At 71.0% G+C, this 20,941-nt stretch carries 19 protein-coding genes; 13 read left to right on the top strand and 6 right to left on the bottom strand.

Annotated elements, in window-relative coordinates; genetic code table 11:
- Positions 1-103: 103 nt before the first annotated feature.
- From hisF to ACLQ2O_RS33165, 4 genes are all read left to right on the top strand, one after another.
- On the top strand, positions 104-865 hold the full coding sequence (gene hisF, locus ACLQ2O_RS33150; protein WP_425839628.1) for an imidazole glycerol phosphate synthase subunit HisF: 762 nt from the start codon (positions 104-106) through the stop codon (positions 863-865).
- A gap of 5 nt (positions 866-870) precedes the next feature.
- Positions 871-1,503: a MarR family winged helix-turn-helix transcriptional regulator gene (locus tag ACLQ2O_RS33155; RefSeq protein ID WP_425840167.1), complete on the top strand. Its 633-nt coding sequence runs from the start codon at positions 871-873 to the stop codon at positions 1,501-1,503.
- A gap of 77 nt (positions 1,504-1,580) precedes the next feature.
- Entirely contained in the window at positions 1,581-2,093 is a 513-nt protein-coding gene (locus ACLQ2O_RS33160) for a MarR family winged helix-turn-helix transcriptional regulator (protein WP_425839631.1), read from the top strand.
- On the top strand, positions 2,090-3,667 hold the full coding sequence (locus tag ACLQ2O_RS33165; protein ID WP_425839634.1) for an MFS transporter: 1,578 nt from the start codon (positions 2,090-2,092) through the stop codon (positions 3,665-3,667). The genes ACLQ2O_RS33160 and ACLQ2O_RS33165 overlap by 4 nt, the downstream gene beginning before the upstream one ends.
- Here the strand turns inward: ACLQ2O_RS33165 and ACLQ2O_RS33170 are convergent.
- Both ACLQ2O_RS33170 and ACLQ2O_RS33175 read right to left on the bottom strand, forming a co-directional pair.
- Entirely contained in the window at positions 3,664-4,950 is a 1,287-nt protein-coding gene (locus ACLQ2O_RS33170; protein ID WP_425839637.1) for an MFS transporter, read from the bottom strand. The two genes, ACLQ2O_RS33165 and ACLQ2O_RS33170, sit on opposite strands and share 4 nt — an antisense overlap.
- An 89-nt stretch (positions 4,951-5,039) precedes the next feature.
- Positions 5,040-5,630 carry an ArsR/SmtB family transcription factor gene (locus ACLQ2O_RS33175; RefSeq protein WP_425839640.1) on the bottom strand — a complete coding sequence of 197 codons (591 nt, stop codon included), beginning with the start codon at positions 5,628-5,630 and terminating at the stop codon, positions 5,040-5,042.
- Positions 5,631-5,695: 65 nt separating this feature from the next.
- Here ACLQ2O_RS33175 and ACLQ2O_RS33180 point away from each other — a divergent pair, with 65 nt between their 5' ends.
- Positions 5,696-6,229 (top strand): RNA polymerase sigma factor, encoded by a 534-nt coding sequence (locus ACLQ2O_RS33180; RefSeq protein WP_425839643.1) that lies wholly within the window; start codon positions 5,696-5,698, stop codon positions 6,227-6,229.
- The gene (locus ACLQ2O_RS33185) at positions 6,222-6,821 is read left to right on the top strand and encodes a hypothetical protein (protein WP_425839646.1); all 600 of its coding nucleotides are present in this window, start codon (positions 6,222-6,224) and stop codon (positions 6,819-6,821) included. Before ACLQ2O_RS33180 ends, ACLQ2O_RS33185 begins: the two co-directional genes overlap by 8 nt.
- 72 nt (positions 6,822-6,893) lie before the next feature.
- Here ACLQ2O_RS33185 and ACLQ2O_RS33190 read toward each other — a convergent pair whose 3' ends face one another.
- Positions 6,894-7,844 (bottom strand): GNAT family N-acetyltransferase, encoded by a 951-nt coding sequence (locus ACLQ2O_RS33190; RefSeq protein WP_425839649.1) that lies wholly within the window; start codon positions 7,842-7,844, stop codon positions 6,894-6,896.
- On the bottom strand, positions 7,841-8,860 hold the full coding sequence (locus ACLQ2O_RS33195; protein WP_425839651.1) for a GNAT family N-acetyltransferase: 1,020 nt from the start codon (positions 8,858-8,860) through the stop codon (positions 7,841-7,843). Before ACLQ2O_RS33195 ends, ACLQ2O_RS33190 begins: the two co-directional genes overlap by 4 nt.
- A gap of 63 nt (positions 8,861-8,923) precedes the next feature.
- Between ACLQ2O_RS33195 and ACLQ2O_RS33200 the strand changes: the two genes are divergently transcribed.
- A complete protein-coding gene (locus ACLQ2O_RS33200; RefSeq protein WP_425839654.1) occupies positions 8,924-9,760 on the top strand; it encodes a DUF2268 domain-containing putative Zn-dependent protease in 837 nt (278 codons plus the stop codon).
- A 43-nt stretch (positions 9,761-9,803) separates the two neighbouring features.
- On the opposite strand, the gene dacB is transcribed toward ACLQ2O_RS33200, so the two are convergent.
- Positions 9,804-11,390 (bottom strand): D-alanyl-D-alanine carboxypeptidase/D-alanyl-D-alanine endopeptidase, encoded by a 1,587-nt coding sequence (dacB, locus tag ACLQ2O_RS33205; RefSeq protein ID WP_425839657.1) that lies wholly within the window; start codon positions 11,388-11,390, stop codon positions 9,804-9,806.
- Positions 11,391-11,546: 156 nt separating this feature from the next.
- Between dacB and ACLQ2O_RS33210 the strand changes: the two genes are divergently transcribed.
- The 4 genes from ACLQ2O_RS33210 (at position 11,547) to ACLQ2O_RS33225 (ending at position 16,512) form a co-directional block, all read left to right on the top strand.
- A complete protein-coding gene (locus ACLQ2O_RS33210) occupies positions 11,547-12,866 on the top strand; it encodes a family 43 glycosylhydrolase (RefSeq protein WP_425839660.1) in 1,320 nt (439 codons plus the stop codon).
- Between the two features lie 131 nt (positions 12,867-12,997).
- Entirely contained in the window at positions 12,998-15,145 is a 2,148-nt protein-coding gene (locus ACLQ2O_RS33215) for an alkaline phosphatase family protein (protein WP_425839663.1), read from the top strand.
- Between the two features lie 3 nt (positions 15,146-15,148).
- Positions 15,149-15,916, top strand: coding sequence for an MBL fold metallo-hydrolase (locus ACLQ2O_RS33220; protein ID WP_425839666.1), 768 nt, complete (start codon positions 15,149-15,151; stop codon positions 15,914-15,916).
- Positions 15,913-16,512: a DedA family protein gene (locus tag ACLQ2O_RS33225; RefSeq protein WP_425839668.1), complete on the top strand. Its 600-nt coding sequence runs from the start codon at positions 15,913-15,915 to the stop codon at positions 16,510-16,512. Before ACLQ2O_RS33220 ends, ACLQ2O_RS33225 begins: the two co-directional genes overlap by 4 nt.
- Here the strand turns inward: ACLQ2O_RS33225 and ACLQ2O_RS33230 are convergent.
- Entirely contained in the window at positions 16,498-17,139 is a 642-nt protein-coding gene (locus tag ACLQ2O_RS33230) for a TIGR03085 family metal-binding protein (RefSeq protein ID WP_425839671.1), read from the bottom strand. The genes ACLQ2O_RS33225 and ACLQ2O_RS33230 overlap by 15 nt on opposite strands.
- A 102-nt stretch (positions 17,140-17,241) precedes the next feature.
- On the opposite strand from ACLQ2O_RS33230, the gene ACLQ2O_RS33235 reads away from it, so the two are divergent.
- Together ACLQ2O_RS33235 and ACLQ2O_RS33240 are read left to right on the top strand one after the other, a co-directional pair.
- Positions 17,242-19,095, top strand: coding sequence for an ABC transporter ATP-binding protein (locus tag ACLQ2O_RS33235; RefSeq protein WP_425839674.1), 1,854 nt, complete (start codon positions 17,242-17,244; stop codon positions 19,093-19,095).
- Positions 19,092-20,888 carry an ABC transporter ATP-binding protein gene (locus tag ACLQ2O_RS33240; RefSeq protein ID WP_425839677.1) on the top strand — a complete coding sequence of 599 codons (1,797 nt, stop codon included), beginning with the start codon at positions 19,092-19,094 and terminating at the stop codon, positions 20,886-20,888. The genes ACLQ2O_RS33235 and ACLQ2O_RS33240 overlap by 4 nt, the downstream gene beginning before the upstream one ends.
- The last annotated feature ends 53 nt before the right edge of the window (positions 20,889-20,941 follow it).

Genomic DNA, 20,941 nt, shown 5'->3' on the forward strand with positions numbered 1-20,941 from the left:
GGCGACAGGCTGTCCGGGCCGGTGGAGTTGCCAGGGAGCGGAAAGGGTGGAATGCGGCGGGGCAGATGCGGTCCGCGCTGGATCGGCTCGCTAGCCTTATCCCGTGAGCCTCGCCGTGCGTGTGATTCCCTGCCTGGACGTTGATGCCGGGCGGGTGGTCAAGGGTGTCAACTTCGTCAACCTCCGCGACGCCGGCGACCCGGTCGAGATGGCCAAGCTGTACGACGCCGAGGGCGCCGACGAGCTGACCTTCCTCGACATCACCGCGTCGTCGGGCTCTCGCGAGACGACGTACGACGTGGTCGGCCGGACCGCCGAGCAGGTGTTCATCCCGCTCACCGTCGGTGGCGGCGTGCGCGAGGCCGCGGACGTGGACCGGCTGCTGCGGGCCGGCGCCGACAAGGTCGGCATCAACACCGGCGCGATCCACCGGCCCGCGGTGATCGAGGAGATCGCGCACCGGTTCGGCAACCAGGTACTCGTGCTGTCGCTGGACGTCCGGCGGTCGGCCGACCAGCCGAGCGGGTTCGAGGTGACCACGCACGGCGGGCGGAAGTCGGCCGGGCTGGACGCGATCGAGTGGGCCCGCAAGGGCGCCGAGCTCGGCGCGGGCGAGATCCTGCTCAACTCGATGGATGCCGACGGCACCAAGAAGGGTTTCGACCTGGAGCTGATCCGCGCGGTCCGCGCCGTGGTCGACGTCCCGCTGATCGCGAGCGGGGGAGCGGGGGCGCCCGAGCACTTCCCCCCCGCGGTCGAAGCCGGCGCCGACGCGCTGCTCGCCGCGAGCGTGTTCCACTTCGGCGACCTGCGGATCGCGGACGTCAAGAAGGCCCTGCGCGACGCCGGCATCGTGGTCCGGTGAACGAGATGATCGCCCAGCGCCCCGAACCTGCCGCCGGTACGACGGCCGCTCGCGGCGCCGCGGCACCTCCCGCCGCCGGAACCCCGATGAGCGGGGGGCAGCCGGGCGGTACTCCGGCCGCCGCGCGTGCCGCGAGCGGGCGCGCTGCCGGCGCTCCGGGTGCCGGTCCCACCACCGGGCGGTCGACCGGCCGTCCGCCAGAACTGATCGCCGACGTCGAGCAGGAACTGTCGATCCTTCTCCGCCGTGCGCGTTCAGCTCAGATGCTGCTGGCTCGCCGGGTTCACCCCGAGATGGACGCCGCCGGCTATGCGCTGATCTCCCAGATCGACCTCGGGACCGCGGGCGGCGGTGCCGGCGTACGGGCCTCCGACGTCGCCCTCGCGCTCGGCCTCGACAAGTCCACGGTCAGCCGCGGCCTGTCCCAGCTGGAGTCCCTCGGCCTGATCGAGCGCATCGGCGACCCCGACGACGGCCGCGCCCGGCTGCTCCGGATGACCACGGCCGGCGCCGACCGGTACGACGCGATGCGCGCCCAGCGTCAGGCCGAGTTCCGCGCCATCCTCGACCGCTGGGACAGCACCGACCTCACCGACCTGGCCCGCCTCCTCGGCCGCCTCAACACCGATCTGAGTTGAGTCACTCTCCGTAGTCGCAGGACCGTCCTCCGCACAGATGGTTGCGGAAACCAACCATCCGGATATATAGTTGGGTTATGCAACTAGCCCAGCAAGCCTCTGTCCCGGGGGTTGAACGGGACACGCCGGCGCAGGATGTGCTCGAGGGAGTCAGTTCCCTGATCCGCGCCGTGCGTTGTATCGAGCACCGGCACCTGTGGCCCGACTCCGGGCTGCGGCGGGCCGACGCGAGCGTGCTGAAGGTCCTGGCCAAGGACGGCGAGCAGCGCGGCGGAGAGATCGCGACCAAGCTCGGCGTCGACGCCTCCGTCGTCAGCCGCCAGCTCACCACCCTCGAAGCCGACGGCCTGGTGAGCCGTCGGCCCGACCCCGCCGACGCCAGGGTCTCCCTGGTCGCGCTGTCGCCGATCGGGCGCGAGCGACTCGAGGCCCTGTACGCCAGCTACACCCAGCACCTGCGATCGGCCCTGGCCGACTGGAACGACGACGACATGGCAGCCGCCGCCGAGACCCTGCACAAGGTTGCCGGCGCTGTCACCGAAGCTGCCACGTCCGTGAGGCGCACCACCACTTCGACTGGAGAGAGATGACTGTCACCGAGACCCGGTCGGCCCCTGCCGCGCCGGAACTCACCCACCGCGAGATCCTCGAGATCCTGGTCGGGCTGCTCGCCGCGCTGTTCACGGCGATGCTCAGCTCGACGATCGTCAGCAACGCCCTGCCCACGATCACCGCTGATCTCGAGGGCAGCCAGACGCAGTACACCTGGGTCCTGACCGCGAGCCTGCTCGCGACCACCGTGTCCACCCCGATCTGGGGCAAGCTGTCGGACCTGATGAGCAAGAAGCTGCTGGTGCAGCTGGCGATCTCGCTGTTCGTCGTCGGCTCCGCGCTGGCCGGCATGGCGCACAGCATGTCGTTCCTGATCGGCGCGCGCGTCCTGCAGGGCCTGGCGATGGGTGGCCTGATGGCGCTCGCCCAGGCGATCATCGGTGCGGCGATCCCGCCCCGGAGCCGCGGCCGGTACTCCGGCTACATGGGCGCCGTGATGGCGGTCGCGACCGTCAGTGGCCCGCTCATCGGTGGTGTCATCGTCGACACCAGCTGGCTCGGCTGGCGCTGGTGCTTCTACGTGTGCGTCCCGCTCGCCGTGGTCAGCCTGGTCGTGCTGCAGAAGTACCTGCACCTGCCGGTGATCAAGCGTCGCGTACAGATGGACTACCTCGGCGCGGTCCTGATCAGCGCCGCCGCCAGCCTGCCGCTGATCTGGGTGACCTTCGCCGGTCACGACTTCGGCTGGATCTCCTGGCAGTCGGCCCTGTTCGTCGGCGGCACCGTGGTGCTCGCCGTGCTCGCGGTGTTCGTGGAGACCCGGGCGGCCGAGCCGCTGGTTCCGCTGAAGGTCGTCCGGGAGCGGACCACCGCGCTGGCGATCGTGGCCAGCCTGTCGGTCGGCGTCGCGATGTTCGGCAGCGCGCTGTTCCTCGGCCAGTACTTCCAGATCGCCCGCGGCTACAGCCCGACCGAGGCCGGTCTGCTGACCATCCCGATGATGCTCGGCTCGTTCTTCGGCTCGGTGGGTTCGGGCCAGATGATCACCCGCTACGGCAAGTGGAAGCGGTACCTGGTCGCCGGCGGCGTGCTGCTGGTGGCCGGCCTGGTGATCCTCGGCACGATCGACCACACCACGCAGTACTGGTACGTCGGACTCGGCATGCTGTCGATGGGTGTCGGCATGGGCATGATGATGCAGAACCTGGTGCTCGCGGTGCAGAACACCGTCGACGTCAGCCAGATCGGTGCCTCCAGCGCCTCGGTCTCGTTCTTCCGCAGCCTCGGCGGTGCGGTCGGCGTCTCGGTCCTCGGCGCGGTCCTCGCGACCCGGGTCAAGGACCTGCTGATCGACGGCGTTCTTCACGGTCCGGGCGGGGCGGCCGCGGCCGGCAAGCTCCAGGACGGTGGCGGCACGAGCCTGCTCGACGTCAACCACCTGCCCCCGCAGCTGGCCGAGCTCGTCCGTCAGTCGTACGGCGACGCGACCGGTCGCATCTTCCTGATCGCCGCCGCGTGCGCGGTGGTCAGCCTGATCGCGGTCCTCTTCATCAAGGAGGTCCCGCTGCGGACCACCGTCGCGAAGATCGAGGAGCCGGTCGAGCTCGACTAGGTTCGGACCTCACCTGCGGCCACCAGAACACCTTCTGGTGGCTGCAGGTCGTCCAGCGTCTTCGTGCTGATGATGGGGGAGCGGAGCAGCCAGAGCACCGACAGCGCTCCGCCGAACGCGGAGATGAGCAGCGTCTCCCGAATGCCGATCCAGGTGCCGAGTGCACCGCCGATGACGGCACCCAGCGGCCGTACGCCGTAGTTGATGCTCGCGAACGCGCCGACGACCCGGCTGCGCATGTGATCGTGCAGTACGGCGGCCTGCAGCGAGTTGAGCGGGACGTCGAAGCACATGACCGCGAAGGAGCCGATGAACTCGGCGGCGGCCAGTGCGCCGACCCGTGTCCAGAGCGGGCCTCCGCCCAGCACGAGGATGGCCATGGAGGCGGGGAAGACCACCGAGGAGATGGCGATCAGGCGCCCGGCGCCGATCAGACGCGTCAGGGGTGAGGCGGCGACCGCGCCCAGGAGACCGCCGCTCGCGCCGATGCCGATGGCGGCGCCGATGGCGCCGGCGGACAGGCCCAGGGTGCGGCTGGCGAACAGGACGAGCAGGGCCAGACCCATCATGGTGAAGAAGTTCATCGTCGTCGCGCACGCCAGGCTGCTGCGCAGGTACGGGTGCCGCATCAGGTAGCCCATGCCTTCCCGAGCGCGCCGCCACAGTGACTCGGTCGTCTCGTCGGCCGCGCCCGGTTCGACCTTCAGTCGGGAGACCTGGAAGGCCGAGAACAGGAACGAGAACGCGTCGACGACGATCGCCACCGGCGCGGTCAGCCACTGCACGAGCAGGCCGCCGACCGCCGGCCCGGCCATGAACGAGAACGACCGCGTCGCCGAGAGCTTGCTGTTCGCCTCCAGGAACTGCGCCCGCGGCACGACCCGGACGAAGAACGCCGCGTTGGCGGTGTTGAACACGACGTGCGCCGTACCGGCCAGGATCGCGATCACGTAGAGCTGGCCGAGCGTCAGGACGTCCATCCAGTACGCCGCCGGCAGCGACAGCAGCACGACGGTCCGGCTCAGGTCGGCCGCGATCATCAGCGGTCGCTTGTCGCGGTGCTGGTCGACCCAGGTCCCGATGAACAGCGACAGCAGGTTCGGCAGCCAGACCGCGGCGGTCAGGAGTCCGGTCTCGAAGGCGTTGGCGTCGAGCAGCGTGACGGCGATCAGCGGGAGCGCGAGCTCGCTGACCCGGTCGCCGAACTCGGAGACGGCCTGCGCCGACCACAACGTCCGGAACTGCCGGTCGCGCAGCAGGCTGCCGGCGGACAGGGTTCTCATCTGGGCCTCACTCGGTTCGGGTCAGCCGGGCAGGCTGAAACAGGGCAGGGGGTAGCGCAGAAGGGCGGCGCGGGCGAAAGAGGAAGAGGTCAGCTATCGGTTGCTTCGGGCAACAACATGCGGAGGTGCCGGACCGGCCGGGCCTCGGCGGGCGCGCCCTGGGGGCCGCGTTGCACGTACGGCGCGAGCAGGTCCTCGATCGCGTTCTCCAGGCTCTCGAGCTCGTCCCGCGTGACGTGCAGCAGGGTGTTCGCCCCGCCCGCGGAGCGGTTCCACTCGGGGTCGAGCGTGGGCTCGGTCTCGACCAGCCACTGCTGGGCGGTCTCGAGCGCCTGGTTCATCATCTCGGCGCGCAGCAGCCGGCCGGCCTCGGCGCCTTCCGGCGTGTCCGGCATCTCGTACCGGAACCCGCGCGCGACCGCCTGCCACCACCGCTGCCGCCGGTCCCCGACGCCGTCCGGCGGCGGCCCGTCGGTGACCAGCCCGAAGCCGGCCAGGTGGCGCAGGTGCCAGCTCGTCACCGACGGCGAGGCGCCGACGTGCTCGGACAGCTGGGTCGCGGTCGCCGGGCCGTTCTTCTGCAGGTAGCTCAGCGCCGCGAGGCGGACGGGATGGGCCAGCGCCCGCATCGCTTGCGGGTCGGTGACCTCGAAGTCGCCGTACGGATTTCTGAGAGACATGTTTCGAGAGTAATCTCTCACATCTCGTTGATGCAAGAGCCGGGAAAAGGATGGAACCTGATCCGGTGGCAGCGCGTGTTAGCGGTGTGAGGCACAACGAGACCGATCCGAACGCGGAGGTCGCGGCGCTCTACGCCCGGACCTGGCCGCGGCTGATCGGTGTCCTGGTGTCGATCGGCGGGTCCCGTGCGGACGCCGAGGAGGTCGCGCAGGACGCCTACGTGAAACTGCTCGGCCGCTGGGACAGCATCCGCCGGTACGACGACCCGGAGGCGTGGGTGCGGGCGGTCGCCGTCCGGACCCTGATCAGCAGGCTGCGGCGGCAGCAGGTCGCGCAGAGAGCCTCCGCCAAGTTGCTCGGCAGAACAGGAGAGGTCCGTGAACCGGACGGGGACGCACTCGACGTGGCGGCGGCGCTGGCCAGGATCCCACCGGCCCAGCGGGCAGTGGTGGTGCTGCACCACGTGATGGATCTTCCGGTCGACCAGATCGCCGACGAACTGCAAGTGCCGCCGGGCACCGTGAAGTCCCGGCTGGCCAGGGCCCGCCAGGCCCTGGCCCCGCTGCTCGCCGTCCAGGAGGAGGTGCCCCATGGCTGAGCTGAGGACCGAGCTGCTCGTCGAGTACGTCGACGAGCAGACCCCCGAGCAGGCCCCGCCCTTCGCCGGCGTCGAGCGGGGGTCCCGCCGGCGCAAGCGGCAGCGCAACCTGCTGGCCGTCGCGACTGTGGTGGCAGTCGCGACGGTCGCCACGGTGGTCACGCAGGACGTCCAGCGCGGCGCCGAACCGGCCGCCCCGGCCGGTACGCCGACGCTCGGCGTACTGGACGACGGGCCGCCGCCTGCCCAGTTCAAGTTCGGTAACACCCTGATGCTGCTGCAGAAGGAGATCCCGGTGACGGCTGTGCGGCCGGTGCCCGGATCGCCTTCGGTACTGCAGGTCGAGGCTCCCCGGTCCGGTGGGCCCGGGGAGGGGTGCTACCCGCACACCATGGTCCGCATCCTCGATCAGGACGCGACCAAGGCCCGGATCGCGGCGTACCGCTACGTGGTGGCGCCGGACGAACCGGACGGCGGAGAGTGCTCCAAGGCCCAGACCGGCCCGGTCAAGGTCGAGCTCGACTTGCGGACCGCGATCGGCACCCGCCGCATCATCGCCGGCACCACCGGCGACCGGGTGCTACTGAACTGACGCCCTCGCCGGGACGGACCGCGACCGCCCCGGCGAGGCCGTCGACCCGCACTGACCGCCCAACGCTTGCGGTCAGCCGAGGTGCACGTGCTGGTCCCAGATGTGGGTGACGACGGTCGGGCGCATGCCGACGGAGAGGTAGAGGCCGAGCGCGGGGGTGGGGTTGTTGGTGTCGACGTGCAGCATGGTGCCGGTGCGGCCGGCCGCTGCGTCGCGGGCGAACTGGTCACGGAGCAGGAACTTGGCCAGGCCACGCCCGCGAGCTGCCTCCAGTACGCCGAGGCGGCCGATGTAGTTGCAGTTGTCGCTGCTCAGGAACTGGTCGCTGCACTCCCGCACGCCGACCGCCTCGCCGTCCAGCTCGGCGACGCTGAGCTGTGACCAGTCGAACGTCGACCGGGACTCCCGGGACGGCACCCATTCGTCGTACGGGCGGGGGACTGCGCTCGGCTGGGTCGCGAAGGACTCGGCGATCACCTGGTGCGCCGCGCGTCTGGTCGTTTCGTCGAAGGCGCCGACCTGCAGCTTCACCCCGGCGGGCGGCTCCGGTGCGGGCGTCGGTGCGGTGTGGTCGATCCGCATCAGGTGGATCGCGGTGCTCCGGGTGAAACCGCCCTCGGTGAGCATCTGGCCGATTGCGGTGTCCTGCTCCAGCTGTCCGAAGTGCAGCTTGACCTCGGGCAGGCCCGCCGTACGGGCCATGTCGACAGCTCGCGCCGACGCCGTCGCGAACAACCAGGCGGCAACCGCCGGATCCACCGCGAACACGTCCAGATCCACCTGCGGCCGCGCACCGGTCAGCACCGCCGTCGCGCTGCCGACCAGTTCGTTCCCGTCGTGCACCAGCCAACTCCCGCTCGCCAGGTCGATCGCGGGGTCGTTCAGGTAGTCGAGGACGTTCTCGTAGCTGTGCTTGGGGAATCCGAGCATGGGCGTCGTGTACGCCGCCATCTGCGCGGCGATCGCTTTGGCGTCGTCCAGCGCGGCGGGCCGGACGGTGAGGCCGGCGGGGAGAGGGTTCATGGGGTGATCGGCTCCGGTGAGGTGGTCTTCAGGGTCAGGCGCCAGGCGTCGATGGCGAGCACTGCTCGCATGCCGACGGACAGGTAGAGGCCGAGGGCGGGAGTCGGGTTGTTGGTGTCCACGTGCAGGATCGTGCCCGCGCGGCCTGCCGCGGCGTCCTCGGCGAAGGCATCGCGGAGAAGGAACTTGGCGAGCCCTCGACCGCGGGCCTCGGGGAGGACCGCGAGGCGGCCGATGTAGTTGCAGTTCTCGTCGGGGACGAACTCGTCGGTGCACTCGCGGAACGCGACGGGACGGCCGTCGAGCTCGAGCAGGGTCGACTGGGACCAGTCGAAGGTCGATCTCGACTCGTGCGCCGCGGCCCACTCGTCGTACGGGCGGGGGACGAAGCCGAACTGGCCGTCGAAGGCAGCATTCAGTACGGCGTGCGCCGCGCGACGGGTCGCCTCGTCGGGCGCGCCGCGGCGGACGGTGATGCCGGGCGGGGGAACGAGCCCGCCGCCGTTGCCCTGGTCGTCCGCCAGCGGGTGCTCGGTCGGCGCGAGTGGTTGGTCGGCGTGATCGATGCGCATGCGGTGGAACGTCGTACCGGGGCGGAAGCCCCGAGCGGCGAGCAGTCCGCGTTTCGGTTCGTCGGTGCGGTACGCGCCGGAGTCGACGGAGATCTTGCGGTGCCCGTGGGCGCGGCCGAGGTCGGCGGCGCGGGGGAGCGCCTGGTCGAGCAGCCAGTCGGCGGTGGGACGGTCGGGGGAGACGACCTCGAGGTCGATGGCCTGGTGGTCGCCCTTGCCGAAGACCGTCGCGTAGCCGGTCAGGCGGTCGCCGGAGTGGACCAGCCACGCGTCGCGATCGAGGTCGAGGCCGGGCTCGGAGAGTTCGTCGGTCATGTCGCCGAGGGTGAGGTCCGCGAACCCGACGGCCGCGGTGTTGCGGGCGGCGATCAGCGCGAAGATCTCCTGCGCGTCAGCCACCGTGGGGCGGCGGAAGGTCAGGTGGTCCGGCAGGGCGGCAGTCATGGTGACATCGTCGGTACGTGTCATCGGGCTGTCCAACCGATTACAGGTGCTTAGGATCGGTGGATGCCGATCAGCGTGCGTAATCTGGTGCCGGGGTTTCTGGAGTTCTGGCGGGCGGCGGCGGGTCAGACCACGGAGCAGCAGTTGGTGCTCTGGGAGCAGTACGCCGTACGCCATCCGGAGGTTGTCGACGACCTTCGGCGCAGCGGCCGCGAGCCGGAGCCGCGGGAGGCGCTGGAGCTCTACCCGAAGGTCATCGACCGGATCGAGGCCAACGTCGACGCCGGCTCCGCCTGGGTGGCGGAGGCGGCGGAGCTGGTGATGCCGGCGCTGGAGGCGACTCACCTCGAGCTGGATGCCGTGGTGATGGTCGGCCTCGGTACGGCGAACGGCTGGGTCAGCGGCTTCGGTGGGCGGACCACCCTGTTCCTCGCCGTCGAGAGGATCCCGGACGCGACCGCCGCGCGGATCCTCGCGGCGCACGAGCTGGCGCACGCCGTACAGCTGCCGTTGCCGGAGGTCGCCTGGACCGACGACGGGCCGTTGGGACAGTGGATCTACTCGGAGGGCTTCGCGACAGCGTTCACCGCCGAGCAGTTGCCGCAGTACGGGCTGGTCGAGCACCTGTGGTTCGGCAGCGGGTACGACGACTGGATGGCTGACTGTCTGCGCGTGCTCCCCGAAGCGGAGGCCGCGATTCTGGCCGATCTGGAGTCGACGGGCGACGACGTGATCGGCCGGTACCTGACGCGGAACCACGAGTCGCCCTTCCCGGACCGCATCGGCTACCTGGTCGGGACGCGCCTGGTGCAGGAGCTCCGGCGGACCTACAGCTGGCCCGAGCTCGCGAGATGGTCCGCCGAGCGCGCGCAGACCGAAGTCCGGCGGGCGCTGAGCTGAGCACGACCGCCCCGGGCTGATCCCGAGGCGGTCGCACACGGAATCAGCAGGCCTTGGTCCACTCCCCACACGAATCAGCCGACCGCAGCGTCGACGGTACGGCGGCCGCCGGCGGCGCCTTGTCCGACCAGGACGCGAGCGTGATGCCCACCGCGTCCTCGACGGGGCGCGGCGTGTCCAGGTAGTTGTTGCTGATCATCGAGAACACCAGCTTGCGGCCATCGGCCGTGCTCACGTAGCCGGACAGAGCGGTCACCCCGGTGAGCGAACCCGTCTTCCCGTGCAGGTTGTTCGCGGCGGGCGTACCGGCCATCCGCGACCGGAGCGTGCCGCCGACGAAGCGGTCGGCGTTGCCGGCGATCGGCAGCGCGTCGTACCACTGCTCGAACCACGGTTCCTTCTGCGCCGCGATCAGCAGGTCGGTCACGCTGTCCGCGGTGACGTTGACCTTCCGGGACAGCCCCGAGCCGTCGGACAGCCGGATCGCCGACGTGTCGACGCCGACGCTCGCGGCGTAGTCGGTGACGACGCCGAGCCCGGCCGACCACGTGCCGGACGCTTCGGCGACCGCGCCCATCGCCTTGACCAGGGTCTCGGCGTGCATGTTGTTGGACAGCTTGAGGAACGGGTTCATCAGCTCGCCGACCGTCACCGACTCGTCGCGGGCCAGCCGTCGTGCGCTCGCAACAGGCGTGGCGGCGACCTTGATCCGTCCGTCGACCCGCACGCCCTCAGCGGCTAAGGCGCGCTTGAAGACGTCGGCGGCGTACACCTCGGGCTCCCACACGGTCACCCACTCCTGGCCGACGGCAGCGCCGAGTGGAACAGACCCACTCACCCGTACGACGTTCGTCCCGTGGTCCCGCTCGATGCTCACCGTGTTGGCCGACCCCGCCGCGCCGGTCTTCGCGGTACTGACCAGCTTGATCACGTTGTTCGCCGGGACCAGCTTCAACCCGACCGGCGCGCCCGCCTTGCTGCCCGGGCGGCTCTCGACGATCGCCGTCCCGGAGTCGTAGTCGGTGTTCGGTGCGAGCGTCAGCGCGGAGATCTGGGCGTTGTAGTAGAACGGCTCGTCGTCCCAGGCCCAGCTGTCGCCGAGGCGGACGTGGTCGAAGTAGGTGTCGTCGGCGACCAGGTCGCCGTCGATCCGCCGTACGCCGGACTTGGCGACCTGCTTGGCCAGCGCCTTGTAGTCGCCTTCGAGCGCGGTCGGGTCGCCGTACCCCTTCAGGTACAGGTCGCCGCGCAGCTTGCCGCCCCGGACCGGTGCGGTCGCCAGAACGTCGGTGTGGAACCGGTACGACGGCCCGAGCGTGTGCATCGCGGCCGTCGACGAGAAGAGCTTGGTGTTGGACGCCGGCAGCAACCGGGTCGCGCCGTCGCGGTCGTACAGCGTCTCGCCGGTGGTCGCGTCGCGCACCACCAGCCCGACCTGCGACCCCTCGAACCGCGTGTCCGCGAGCAGCGTGTCGAGCTGCTGCTGCAACCCGGTCGCCGCGACCTGCGCGCCGGCCGGCGAGACCGATCGACCGGCCGAGACCGACTGGCCGACCAGCCCGGTGGTGGCCGCGAGCGCGGCGGCCACGGCGACGACGCCCCGCGGCGACACCTTTGGTAAGAACTTCACGAGAACTCCAACCCCTCAGGCGGAAAACAACTAAACGGAGTCAACACCCCGGCGCGGCCGGGGTCCAGTGATCGCCGCAAACGAGCTCTCGCCAGCAAGGTGAATCGATGGAAAAGTAGGTCCCCACAGGTACCGCCCCACCTGAGGAGCCGCACGATGCGCAGACGAGTTCTGGCCGCGCTGGTCGCCCTGACCGCGCTCGCCGCGACCATCAGCCCCGCCACCAGTCCCGCCACCGCCGCCGAGCAGAGGCTCGACGCCGCCGTCTTCCCGAGCGAGGTGATCGGCGAGGACTTCCCCGATCCGGACGTGATCCAGGTCAACGGCACCTGGTACGCCTACTCCACCAACAACGGCAACGGCCACGTCCCGGTCGCCTCGGCACCCGCCGCGAACGGCCCCTGGACCATCCGCGGCAACGCGATGCCCGCCGGTCCGGCCGCCGGCTGGGCCCAGTCCGGCCGGACCTGGGCGCCCGACGTCCACCCGAACCCCGACGGCAGCTTCACGCTCACCTACACCGCCTGGCACAAGGCCTCCGGTCGCCAGTGCATCGGCGCCGCGACGGCCAGTTCACCCCTCGGCCCGTTCACACCGGTGGGCACCCAGCCGCTGATCTGCCCGCTCGACCTCGGCGGCGCGATCGACGCCAACACCTTCGTCGCCAACGACGGCACCCGCTACCTGCTGTGGAAGAACGACGGCAACGCGATCGGCGTCAACTCCACCCTCTGGCTCACCCGTACGACGAACAACGGCACCGCCCTCACCGGCGGCAACACCGCCCTCATCTCCTCCGGCGGCGTCATCGAGGCGCCGGACCTGGTCCAGCGCGGCAGCCAGTACGTCCTCTTCTACTCCGGCGGCAGCTACACCGGCTGCGAGTACCTCACCTCGTACGCCGTAGCGCCCAGCCTCAACGGCCCCTGGACCACGGCGTACCGCCCGTTGATGACCACCGCGAGCCTCGACAACCACGTCTGCGGCCCCGGCGGCGCCGACTTCACCGGCGACAAGGTCTTCCTGCACGGCTGGGTCAACGGCTCCCGTCACCTGTACGTCGCCGACCTCGGCTGGGCCGGCGACTTCCCGGTCGTCCGCGGCAGCCGGGTCCGGACCGAGGCCGAGCGCGGCACGCTCAACAACTGCCGGGTCCGTACCGGCGCGGCCGGCGCCTCGCAGGGCGCGGTGGCGGCGAACATCGACTTCGCGGACTCCTGGGTGGAGAACACGTTCTACGCCCCGCGAGCCGGCAGCTACACGCTGTGGGTCGGCTACGCGAACGGCACCGGCGGCACCGCCGGCCACGGAGTGGTTGTCAACGGCAACAGCCAGGGGTCGGTCAGCTACCCCGCCACCGGCTGGGACAACTGGCAGCAGGCGTCGGTCGGCGTCACCCTCGACGAGGGCTGGAACACGATCCGGCTGACCAAGGGCAACGCGTACGCGGAGGTGGACTACTTCGAGCTCCAGTGAGGGTTCACCCCGCTGACCGCTCAGGGTTCTCCCGGGAAGGACCCGTCCGCTGCGTGGCGCAGTGGGCGGGTCGCCGGTCCGGCCTCGTAGTCTCGTTCCAGGAGTGCACTACTCGAACGGGGAGCCGAAGGTTGGCCAAACCACCTGAGCAGGTCTCCGGCGACCGGCGCCGGCGACCGATCTGGCTCGACGTCCGCCGGACCACCCGCGGCCTGCAGGCGATGCTGCTGGGCGGTCTGGCGTCGCTGGTCTCGCTCATCATCACCTTCTGGACCCTGCCCCAGATCAGCAGCGACGGCACCCTGCCGGTGCTCCGGCTGGTCCTGCTGCTGGCCGTGATCGGCCTGCTGATGCGCTGGCTGCTGGCCGGCCTGGCGATCCTGATCGGATCGGTCGGCGTGCTGGTCGGCGGCCTGCTGTCCCAGTTCGGCGTGGTCTACCTCGGCGTCACGCTCGACCCCGGCGTCAACCTGCACGGCGGCGTCGAGGCGCCGGTCCTGGTCTCGATCGTGATGTCGTCGGTGAGCGCCTTCGTCGGCTGGGTCGCGTACGCCGGAAGCGACGACGCGTACGTCGCCGAGGTGATGCGCGGGGTCCGCCGCCGGGCGCGGCGGATCCAGCCCGCGCCGAAGACCGGGATGCTGATCATCCAGATCGACGGCCTGGCCGCCCCGCTGCTGAACTGGATGGTGATGTCGGGCAACCTGCCGCACCTCGGCGGCTGGATCCGCGACGGCAGCCACTCGATGCTCGGCTGGCACACCGGCGTACCGGCGACCACCCCGGCCAGCCAGGCGGGCATCCTGCACGGTGGTTCCGGGCAGATCCCGGCGTTCCGCTGGTACGAGAAGGAGACCGGCCGGGTGATGGTCACCAACCGGTCCCGCGACGCCGCCGAGATCGAGGCGCGGATGTCGACCGGCCGCGGCCTGCTCGCCGACGGCGGGGTCAGCATCAGCAACAACTGGTCCGGCGACGCCCCGAACTCGGTGCTCGTGTTCAGCCGGGCCGCGCTGCCGCCGACCCGCAGCCGTGGCTACGTCCGGTTCTTCTCCAGCCCGCAGGGTGCCGCCCGCGGGCTGGTGCTCTGCGTCGGCGAGATGATCAAGGAGCTGCACCAGGCCCGGCGGCAGCGCCGGCGCAAGCTGGTCCCGCGGGTCAACCGCGGCGGCTCGTACATTTTCCTGCGCGCGATCTCCAACGTGCTGCTGCGCGACCTGAACGTTTCGCTGATCACCGACGAGCTGGTCAAGGGCACCCCCGTCATCTACTGCGACTTCGTCGACTACGACGAGGTCGCCCACCACGCCGGGCCGACCCGGCCCGAGTCGCTGCAGACGCTGGAAGGCCTCGACCGGGTGCTCGGCGCGCTGGAGCGGATCATCGACACGCTGCCGCACTCGTACGAGATCGTCGTGCTGTCCGACCACGGCCAGAGCCAGGGCTCGACGTTCCTGCAGCGGTACGGCCGGACGCTGACCCAGGTGGTCGACGACCTGGTCGACACCACCAAGGAGCCGGTCGCGGCGACCGGCCGGTCCGAGGGCTGGGGGCCGGTCAACGCGTTCCTGACCGAGCTGAGCCTGCGCCGCAGTGTCGCCGGGTCGGTGACGCGGAAGGCGCTCCAGGGCAAGGCCACCCGCGGCGAGGTCGAGCTCGGCCCGCGCGACTGCGAGCCACCGGTCGCGGCCGACGAGCAGATGGTCGTCACCGCCTCGGGCAACCTCGCGCTGATCTACCTGGCGACCACACCCGGGCGCGTCCCGCTGGAGGAGATCGAGCTGCTGCACCCGCGGCTCGTGCCCGGTCTGGCGACGCATCCCGGTGTCGGCTTCGTCGTGATCGACTCGCTCTCCGAAGGACCGGTCGCGATCGGCCGGGCCGGTGTGCACGTGCTGCGGACCGGGCGGGTCGAGGGCGAGGACCCGCTCACGCCGTACGGGCCGATGGCGGCGCCGTCGTTGCTGCGCCAGGCCGAGATGCCGCACAACGGGGACATCGTGGTGATCAGCCGGCTCGACGAGTACACCCACGAGGTGGCCGCGTTCGAGGAGCTCGTCGGGTGTCACGGCGGGATCGGTGGCTGGCAGACCGAGGCGGTGCTGGTGCACCCGCGCCGCTGGGTCGTCGACGAGGCTCCCGTAGGCTCCGACGCGGTCCACGAGCTGCTGATCGGCTGGCTGGACCAGCTCGGGCAGCGCAAGCGGCCCGGCGTCGAGACGGTCGACCAGCAGCAGGAGTCCGACCGGGTGGACAGCGATGCGAGTGTGGAGGCCTGAGGCGTGCGGATCACCTGGTGGGGGCACGCCACCACCACGATCGAGGACCAGGGCACCAAGCTGCTCACCGATCCCGTGCTGACGTCCCGGATCGCGCACCTGCGCCGCCGGCGCGGCCCGCTGCCGCTGCCGGACGCGGGGGACTGCGACGCGGTGCTGATCTCGCACCTGCACGCCGACCACCTGCACCTGACGTCGCTGCCGCTGGTCTCGCCGGACGCCGCCCTGGTCGTCCCGCGCGGCGCGGCCCGGCTGCTCCACGCCGAGGCCGGCAAGGCGTACTCCGACCGCTGCATCGAGGTTGCCCCGGGCAACCAGGTGCGGATCGGCGGGCTCGACATCACCGCGGTCACCGCCGACCACGACAGCCGCCGGCTGCCGTGGTCGCAGTACCGCGCCCAGGCCCTCGGGTTCCGGGTGGAGAGCTCGCCGAGCGTCTGGTTCGCCGGTGACACCGGCCTGTACGACGACATGGCGGCCGAGGTCGGCCCGATCGACCTGGCGCTGATCCCGGTCGGCGGCTGGGGGCCGTCGCTCGGGGAGGGGCACCTGGACCCGGTCCGCGCTGCCGAGGCGGTTCGACGGGTCGGCGCTCGGCACGCCGTACCGGTACATTTCGGGACGTTCTGGCCAATCGGCTGCGACTGGATGAAGCCCGAGCTGTTCCTGCCGCCGGGGGACAGGTTCAAGGCGGAGATGGCGTCGGTGGACGCTCGCGTCGAGGTGGAGGTCCTCGTGCCGGGGGAGTCGACGGAGGTGGTGCGGCCGTGAGCGGTGACGCCCACTTCGATCTCTGGTACCTGATCGTGCTCGCGGGCGCGGTCCTGCTCGGCGCGGTGCTCCCGGTCCTGCCGACCGGGGCGGCGGTGTCCGCGGGCGCGGTGCTCGCCTCGCACAGCAACCCGATCGGGCTGGTCGGTGTACTGATCGCCGGTGCGGGTGGCGCTTACGTCGGCGACCTGATCGTGTACGCCGCCTGCCGGGCCGGCGGTGAGCGGCTGGCCAAGCGGGTCGGCTGGCTGCGCGAGAACGCGTCGCTCGACGCGCTGCGGGAGCGGCTGGCCAACCACGAGATCACCGTGCTGCTGACGTCCCGGCTGATTCCGGGCGGCCGGGTGCCGGTGCTGCTGGCCGCCGGACTGGCCGGGTACCGGTGGCACCGGTTCGCCGTGGTCGACCTGGCCGCGTCGTCACTGTGGGCGGCGGTCTACATGGCGATCGGGCTGCTCGGCTACGCGCTCTTCGACAAGCCCTGGCAGGGCGTGGTGGCCGCGATCGTGCTGGTGCTGCTGACCACGGTGGTCAGCAGCCTGATCCAGCGGATCCGGAAGAAGAAGGCGGCTTCGGCGCAGCTAGAAACCGAATGACCTGGTCTGCAGCTGAGCGGTGATCTCCGGGTCGCCGTCGAGGTCGACCTGGGCGACCGCCTGCCGGCCGAAGCAGAACAGCACCAGCTCGACCGGTTCGCCGCTCACGGTCACCGAGCCCGCCGCCGTCGGCTTCTTGGCGACCGCCTCGCGCCCGTCCGGCAGCCGCAGCACGATCCCGCTCGGTGCCTTGCGGACCATCGACCTCGAGGCCAGCTTGAGCCCCTTCCACAGGCCCTCCTGCTGCTCGGCCGGCAGCGCGCGGACCTGGAAGTCGGGCACCGCGCGCCGGACGTCCTCGTGGTGCACCAGGTACTCGGTCGTGTTCAGCTGGTGGCCGATCAGCGGCAGCGCGTAGATCGAGAACGTCGGCGGCCCGCCGCGGAGCTTGTCCACCAGCTCGGTGAAGCTCCACCGGGTCTTGACCGCGGTCATCCGCCGCTCGGTGGTGCCGGCCAGCGCGGGCAGCATGATGCCCGGCGCGGCGATCGGGTCCGACTCACGCACGTACAGGTGGGCGGCCAGGTCGTGGGTCAGCCACCCCTCGCACAGGGTCGGCTGATCCGGCCCGACCTGATCGAAGAGATCACACAGAGCGAGTCGTTCTGTCCGGCTGTAGTCGGTCACAACTCGATCGTAGTTGTCGGAGCCCAATGGCAGAATGTCATTCGTTGTCAGCCCCTCGGGTTGCCTACACACCTGACACTGCCGTCGCCCGAAGGATGCCTCGTGCCGTTGCCGAAAGTCCCCAGCAAGGGGAGCGTGACCCGGCGCGGGTTCGCGGTCCTGCGTGTCGCGATCGCCGAGGAGCCGTGGGTCTTCGCCTGGTCGGTGGCCGCGAGCATGCTGTACGGCGCGATGACGGTCGCCGACGGCTGGGCGCTGGGCTGGGCCACCGACCACGTGATCCGGCCGGCCCTGGAGCGCGGCGACACCACCTTCGGCGCGATCGCGTCGCTGGTCTCGCTGTTCCTCGGCATCGCCGTGCTGCGCGCGATCGGCGTCGTCGGCCGCCGGATCGGCGCCGGGATCATGCAGTTCCGCCTCCAGGCGACGTACCGGCGGCGCGTCACCCGGCAGTACCTGAAGCTCCCGCTGGAGTGGCACCACCGGCACCCGACCGGCCAGCTGCTGTCCAACGCGAACGCCGACGTCGAGTCGACCTGGTACCCGATCGCCCCGCTGCCGATGGCGGTCGGCGTGATCGCGATGCTCGCCTTCGCGACCGCCGCGATGTTCGCCGCCGACCCGTGGCTGGCGCTCGTCGGCTGCCTGGTCTTCCCGCTGGTGTTCGTCGCGAACGTGATCTTCCAGCGCGTGCTGCAGCCGCTCGCGACCCGCGCGCAGGAGTTGCGCGCGGACGTGTCCGAGGTGGCCCACGAGTCGTTCGACGGTGCGCTGGTGGTCAAGACGCTGGGCCGCGAGGCGGCCGAGACCGAGCGCTTCACCGGGCCGACGATGGCGCTGCGGGACGCGAACATCGCGGTCAACCGGGCCCGCGGGGCGTTCGACCCGGTGATCGAGGGGCTGCCGCGGATCGGCGTCCTGCTCGTCCTGCTGGTCGGCGTCGGCCGGGTGCGGTCGGGCGCGGCGGACGCCGGTGACGTGGTCCAGGTCGCGTTCCTGTTCACGCTGATCGGCTTCCCGATCCGGGCGCTCGGCTGGGTGCTCGGCGAGCTGCCCCGCTCGGTCGTCGGCTGGGACCGCGTCCAGCGCGTGCTCACCGCCGAGGGCGGGATGGAGTACGGCGACCAGAAGCTGACCTCGGTCCGCGCCGCCCGGCTCCACGTCCAGGACCTCCGCTTCGGGTACCTGCCCGACCGCGACGTACTGACCGGCGTCGACTTCACCATCGAGCCCGGGCGGACGGTCGCGGTCGTCGGCCCGACCGGCGCCGGCAAGTCGACGCTGACCACGATGCTGACCCGCCTGGTCGACCCCGAGGAGGGCGCGGTCCGGATCGACGGCGTCGACCTGCGCACGCTGGCCCGTGACGAGCTGTCCGGATCGGTCGCGCTGGTCGCGCAGACCGCGTTCCTGTTCGACGACACGGTCCGCGGCAACATCACGCTCGGGGGCGACTTCACCGACGACGACATCTGGGACGCGCTGCGGATCGCGCAGGGCGAGGGCTTCATCCGGTCGCTGCCCGACGGCCTCGACACCAAGGTCGGCGAGCGCGGGACGACGCTGTCCGGCGGTCAGCGGCAGCGGATCGCGCTGGCCCGCGCACTGGTCCGCCGGCCGCGGCTGCTGATCCTCGACGACGCGACCAGCGCGGTCGACCCGCAGGTCGAGGCGCGGATCCTGGCCGGCCTGCGCAGCGCCGTACAGGGTGGCCGGACGGACACGACCGTGCTGGTGATCGCCTACCGGAAGGCGACGATCTCGCTCGCCGACGAGGTGCTGTTCCTGGCCGACGGGCGGATCGCGGCCCAGGGCACGCACCTGGAGCTGCAGGAGAGATCACCGGCGTACCGGGATCTCGTCGACGCCTACGAGAAGGACGCCGCGCGGCGTGCGGAAGAGGCCGAGCTGGCCGCCGAACTGGACGATCTGGACAGCGAAGGAGCAAGCGCGTGAGTGCCGCGGAGGCCACCCGGCTCGACGCCGGGGACAACGCCGGAGGGCTCGACACCCTGCGCCAGGGGATCCGGGTCTCGCCGGAGCTGGCCCGCGGGTGGTGGATCACCGGGCTGCTCGCGCTGACCATGACGGGCGGACGGATCGTCGTACCGATCGCGGTCCAGCAGACCATCGACAAGGGACTGTCCGGGCCGGGCGGTCCGGACATGTCGTTCGTGGCGTGGATGTGCGTGGTGTGCTTGGGCGGGATCCTGGTGACCGCGTTCGCGTCGTACCTGACGACCGTGCGGCTCGCGATCAACTCCGAGAGCGGCCTGGCCACGATGCGGATCAAGGCGTTCCGGCACGTGCACGACCTGCCGGTGCTGACCCAGTCGACCGAACGGCGCGGCGCGCTGGTCAGCCGGGTGACCTCCGACGTCGACACGGTGTCGCAGTTCCTGCAGTTCGGCGGCTTCATCTTCCTGGTCAGCATCGGGCAGATGCTGCTCGCGACCGTGGTGATGTTCGTCTACTCGTGGCAGCTCGCGCTGGTGGTGCTGGTCTGCTTCATCCCGCTGTTCGCGAGCCTGAAGTCGCTGCAGCGGCTGATGTCCGCGGCGTACGGCGTGGTGCGGGCCAAGGTCGGCGAGATGCTGTCCGCGATCGCCGAGCCGGTCGTCGGCGCGCAGGTCGTGCGGGCGTACGCGATCGAGCGGCGGACGCAAGCGCGGATCGACGCGTCGATCGAGGACTACCGGCGGACGGCGACCCGGGCGCAGGCGATCACGGGCATCACGTTCTCGATCGGCGGTCTGGCCGCGGGGCTCGCGAACGCGGGCGTGCTGACGGCCGGGGTGCTGCTCGGGGTCGACGGGAACGCGACGCTGGGGGAGATCCTCGCGTTCATGTTCCTGGTGGCGCTGTTCTCGGACCCGGTGCAGATCGCCACGCAGGTGCTGACCGACGCACAGAGCGCGTTCGCGGGGTGGCGGCGGGTGCTCGGCGTGATCGCGACGCCGGCTGACGTGGTCGACCCGGGCGACGACGGGGTGACGCAGCCGCGCGGGCCGATCACGGTGGAGTTCGCCGACGTGAACTTCGCCTACCCGGAAGGGGAGTTGGTGCTGCGTGACGTCGACGTACGGCTGGAACCGCACCGGCGGGTCGCTGTCGTCGGGGAGACCGGGTCGGGCAAGACGACGTTCGCGAAGTTGCTGACGCGGTTGATGGATCCGACCTCCGGGGCCGTGCTGCTCGACGGCGCCGATGCGCGGACGATCGCGTTCAGCTCGCTGCGGGAGCGGGTCGTGATGGTGCCTCAGGACGGGTACCTGTTCGACTCGTCGCTGGCGGACAACGTGCGGTTCGGGCGGCCCGAGGTGACGGACGCGCAACTGCTGGACGCGTTCGAGTCGCTGGGGCTGACGGACTGGCTCGAGTCGCTGCCTGACGGGCTGGACTCGCCGGTGGGTCAGCGCGGTGAGTCGCTGTCGGCGGGTGAGCGGCAGCTCGTCGCGCTGGTGCGGGCGAACATCGCGGACCCGGATCTGCTGGTGCTCGACGAGGCGACGTCGGCGGTCGACCCTGGTACCGAGGTGCGGGTCAACGCAGCGTTGGAGCGGCTGATGGCCGGGCGTACGTCGGTGACGATCGCGCACCGGCTGTCGACCGCGGAAGCTGCTGATGAGGTGCTGGTGTTCGACGAGGGCCGCGTGGTGGAACGCGGTCCGCACGCGGAGCTGCTCGCTCTCGGTGGGATCTACTCCCGCCTGCACTCCAGCTGGATCGCGCAGCGTTCTGCCGGCTGACGGTGAAGACGCGACAAGGCGGTCCCGGAGAGGGAGGAAAGAGGCTCCAGGAC

Source organism: Kribbella sp. DT2 (assembly GCF_049844575.1).
In the GTDB taxonomy this organism is placed as follows: Bacteria; Actinomycetota; Actinomycetes; order Propionibacteriales; family Kribbellaceae; genus Kribbella.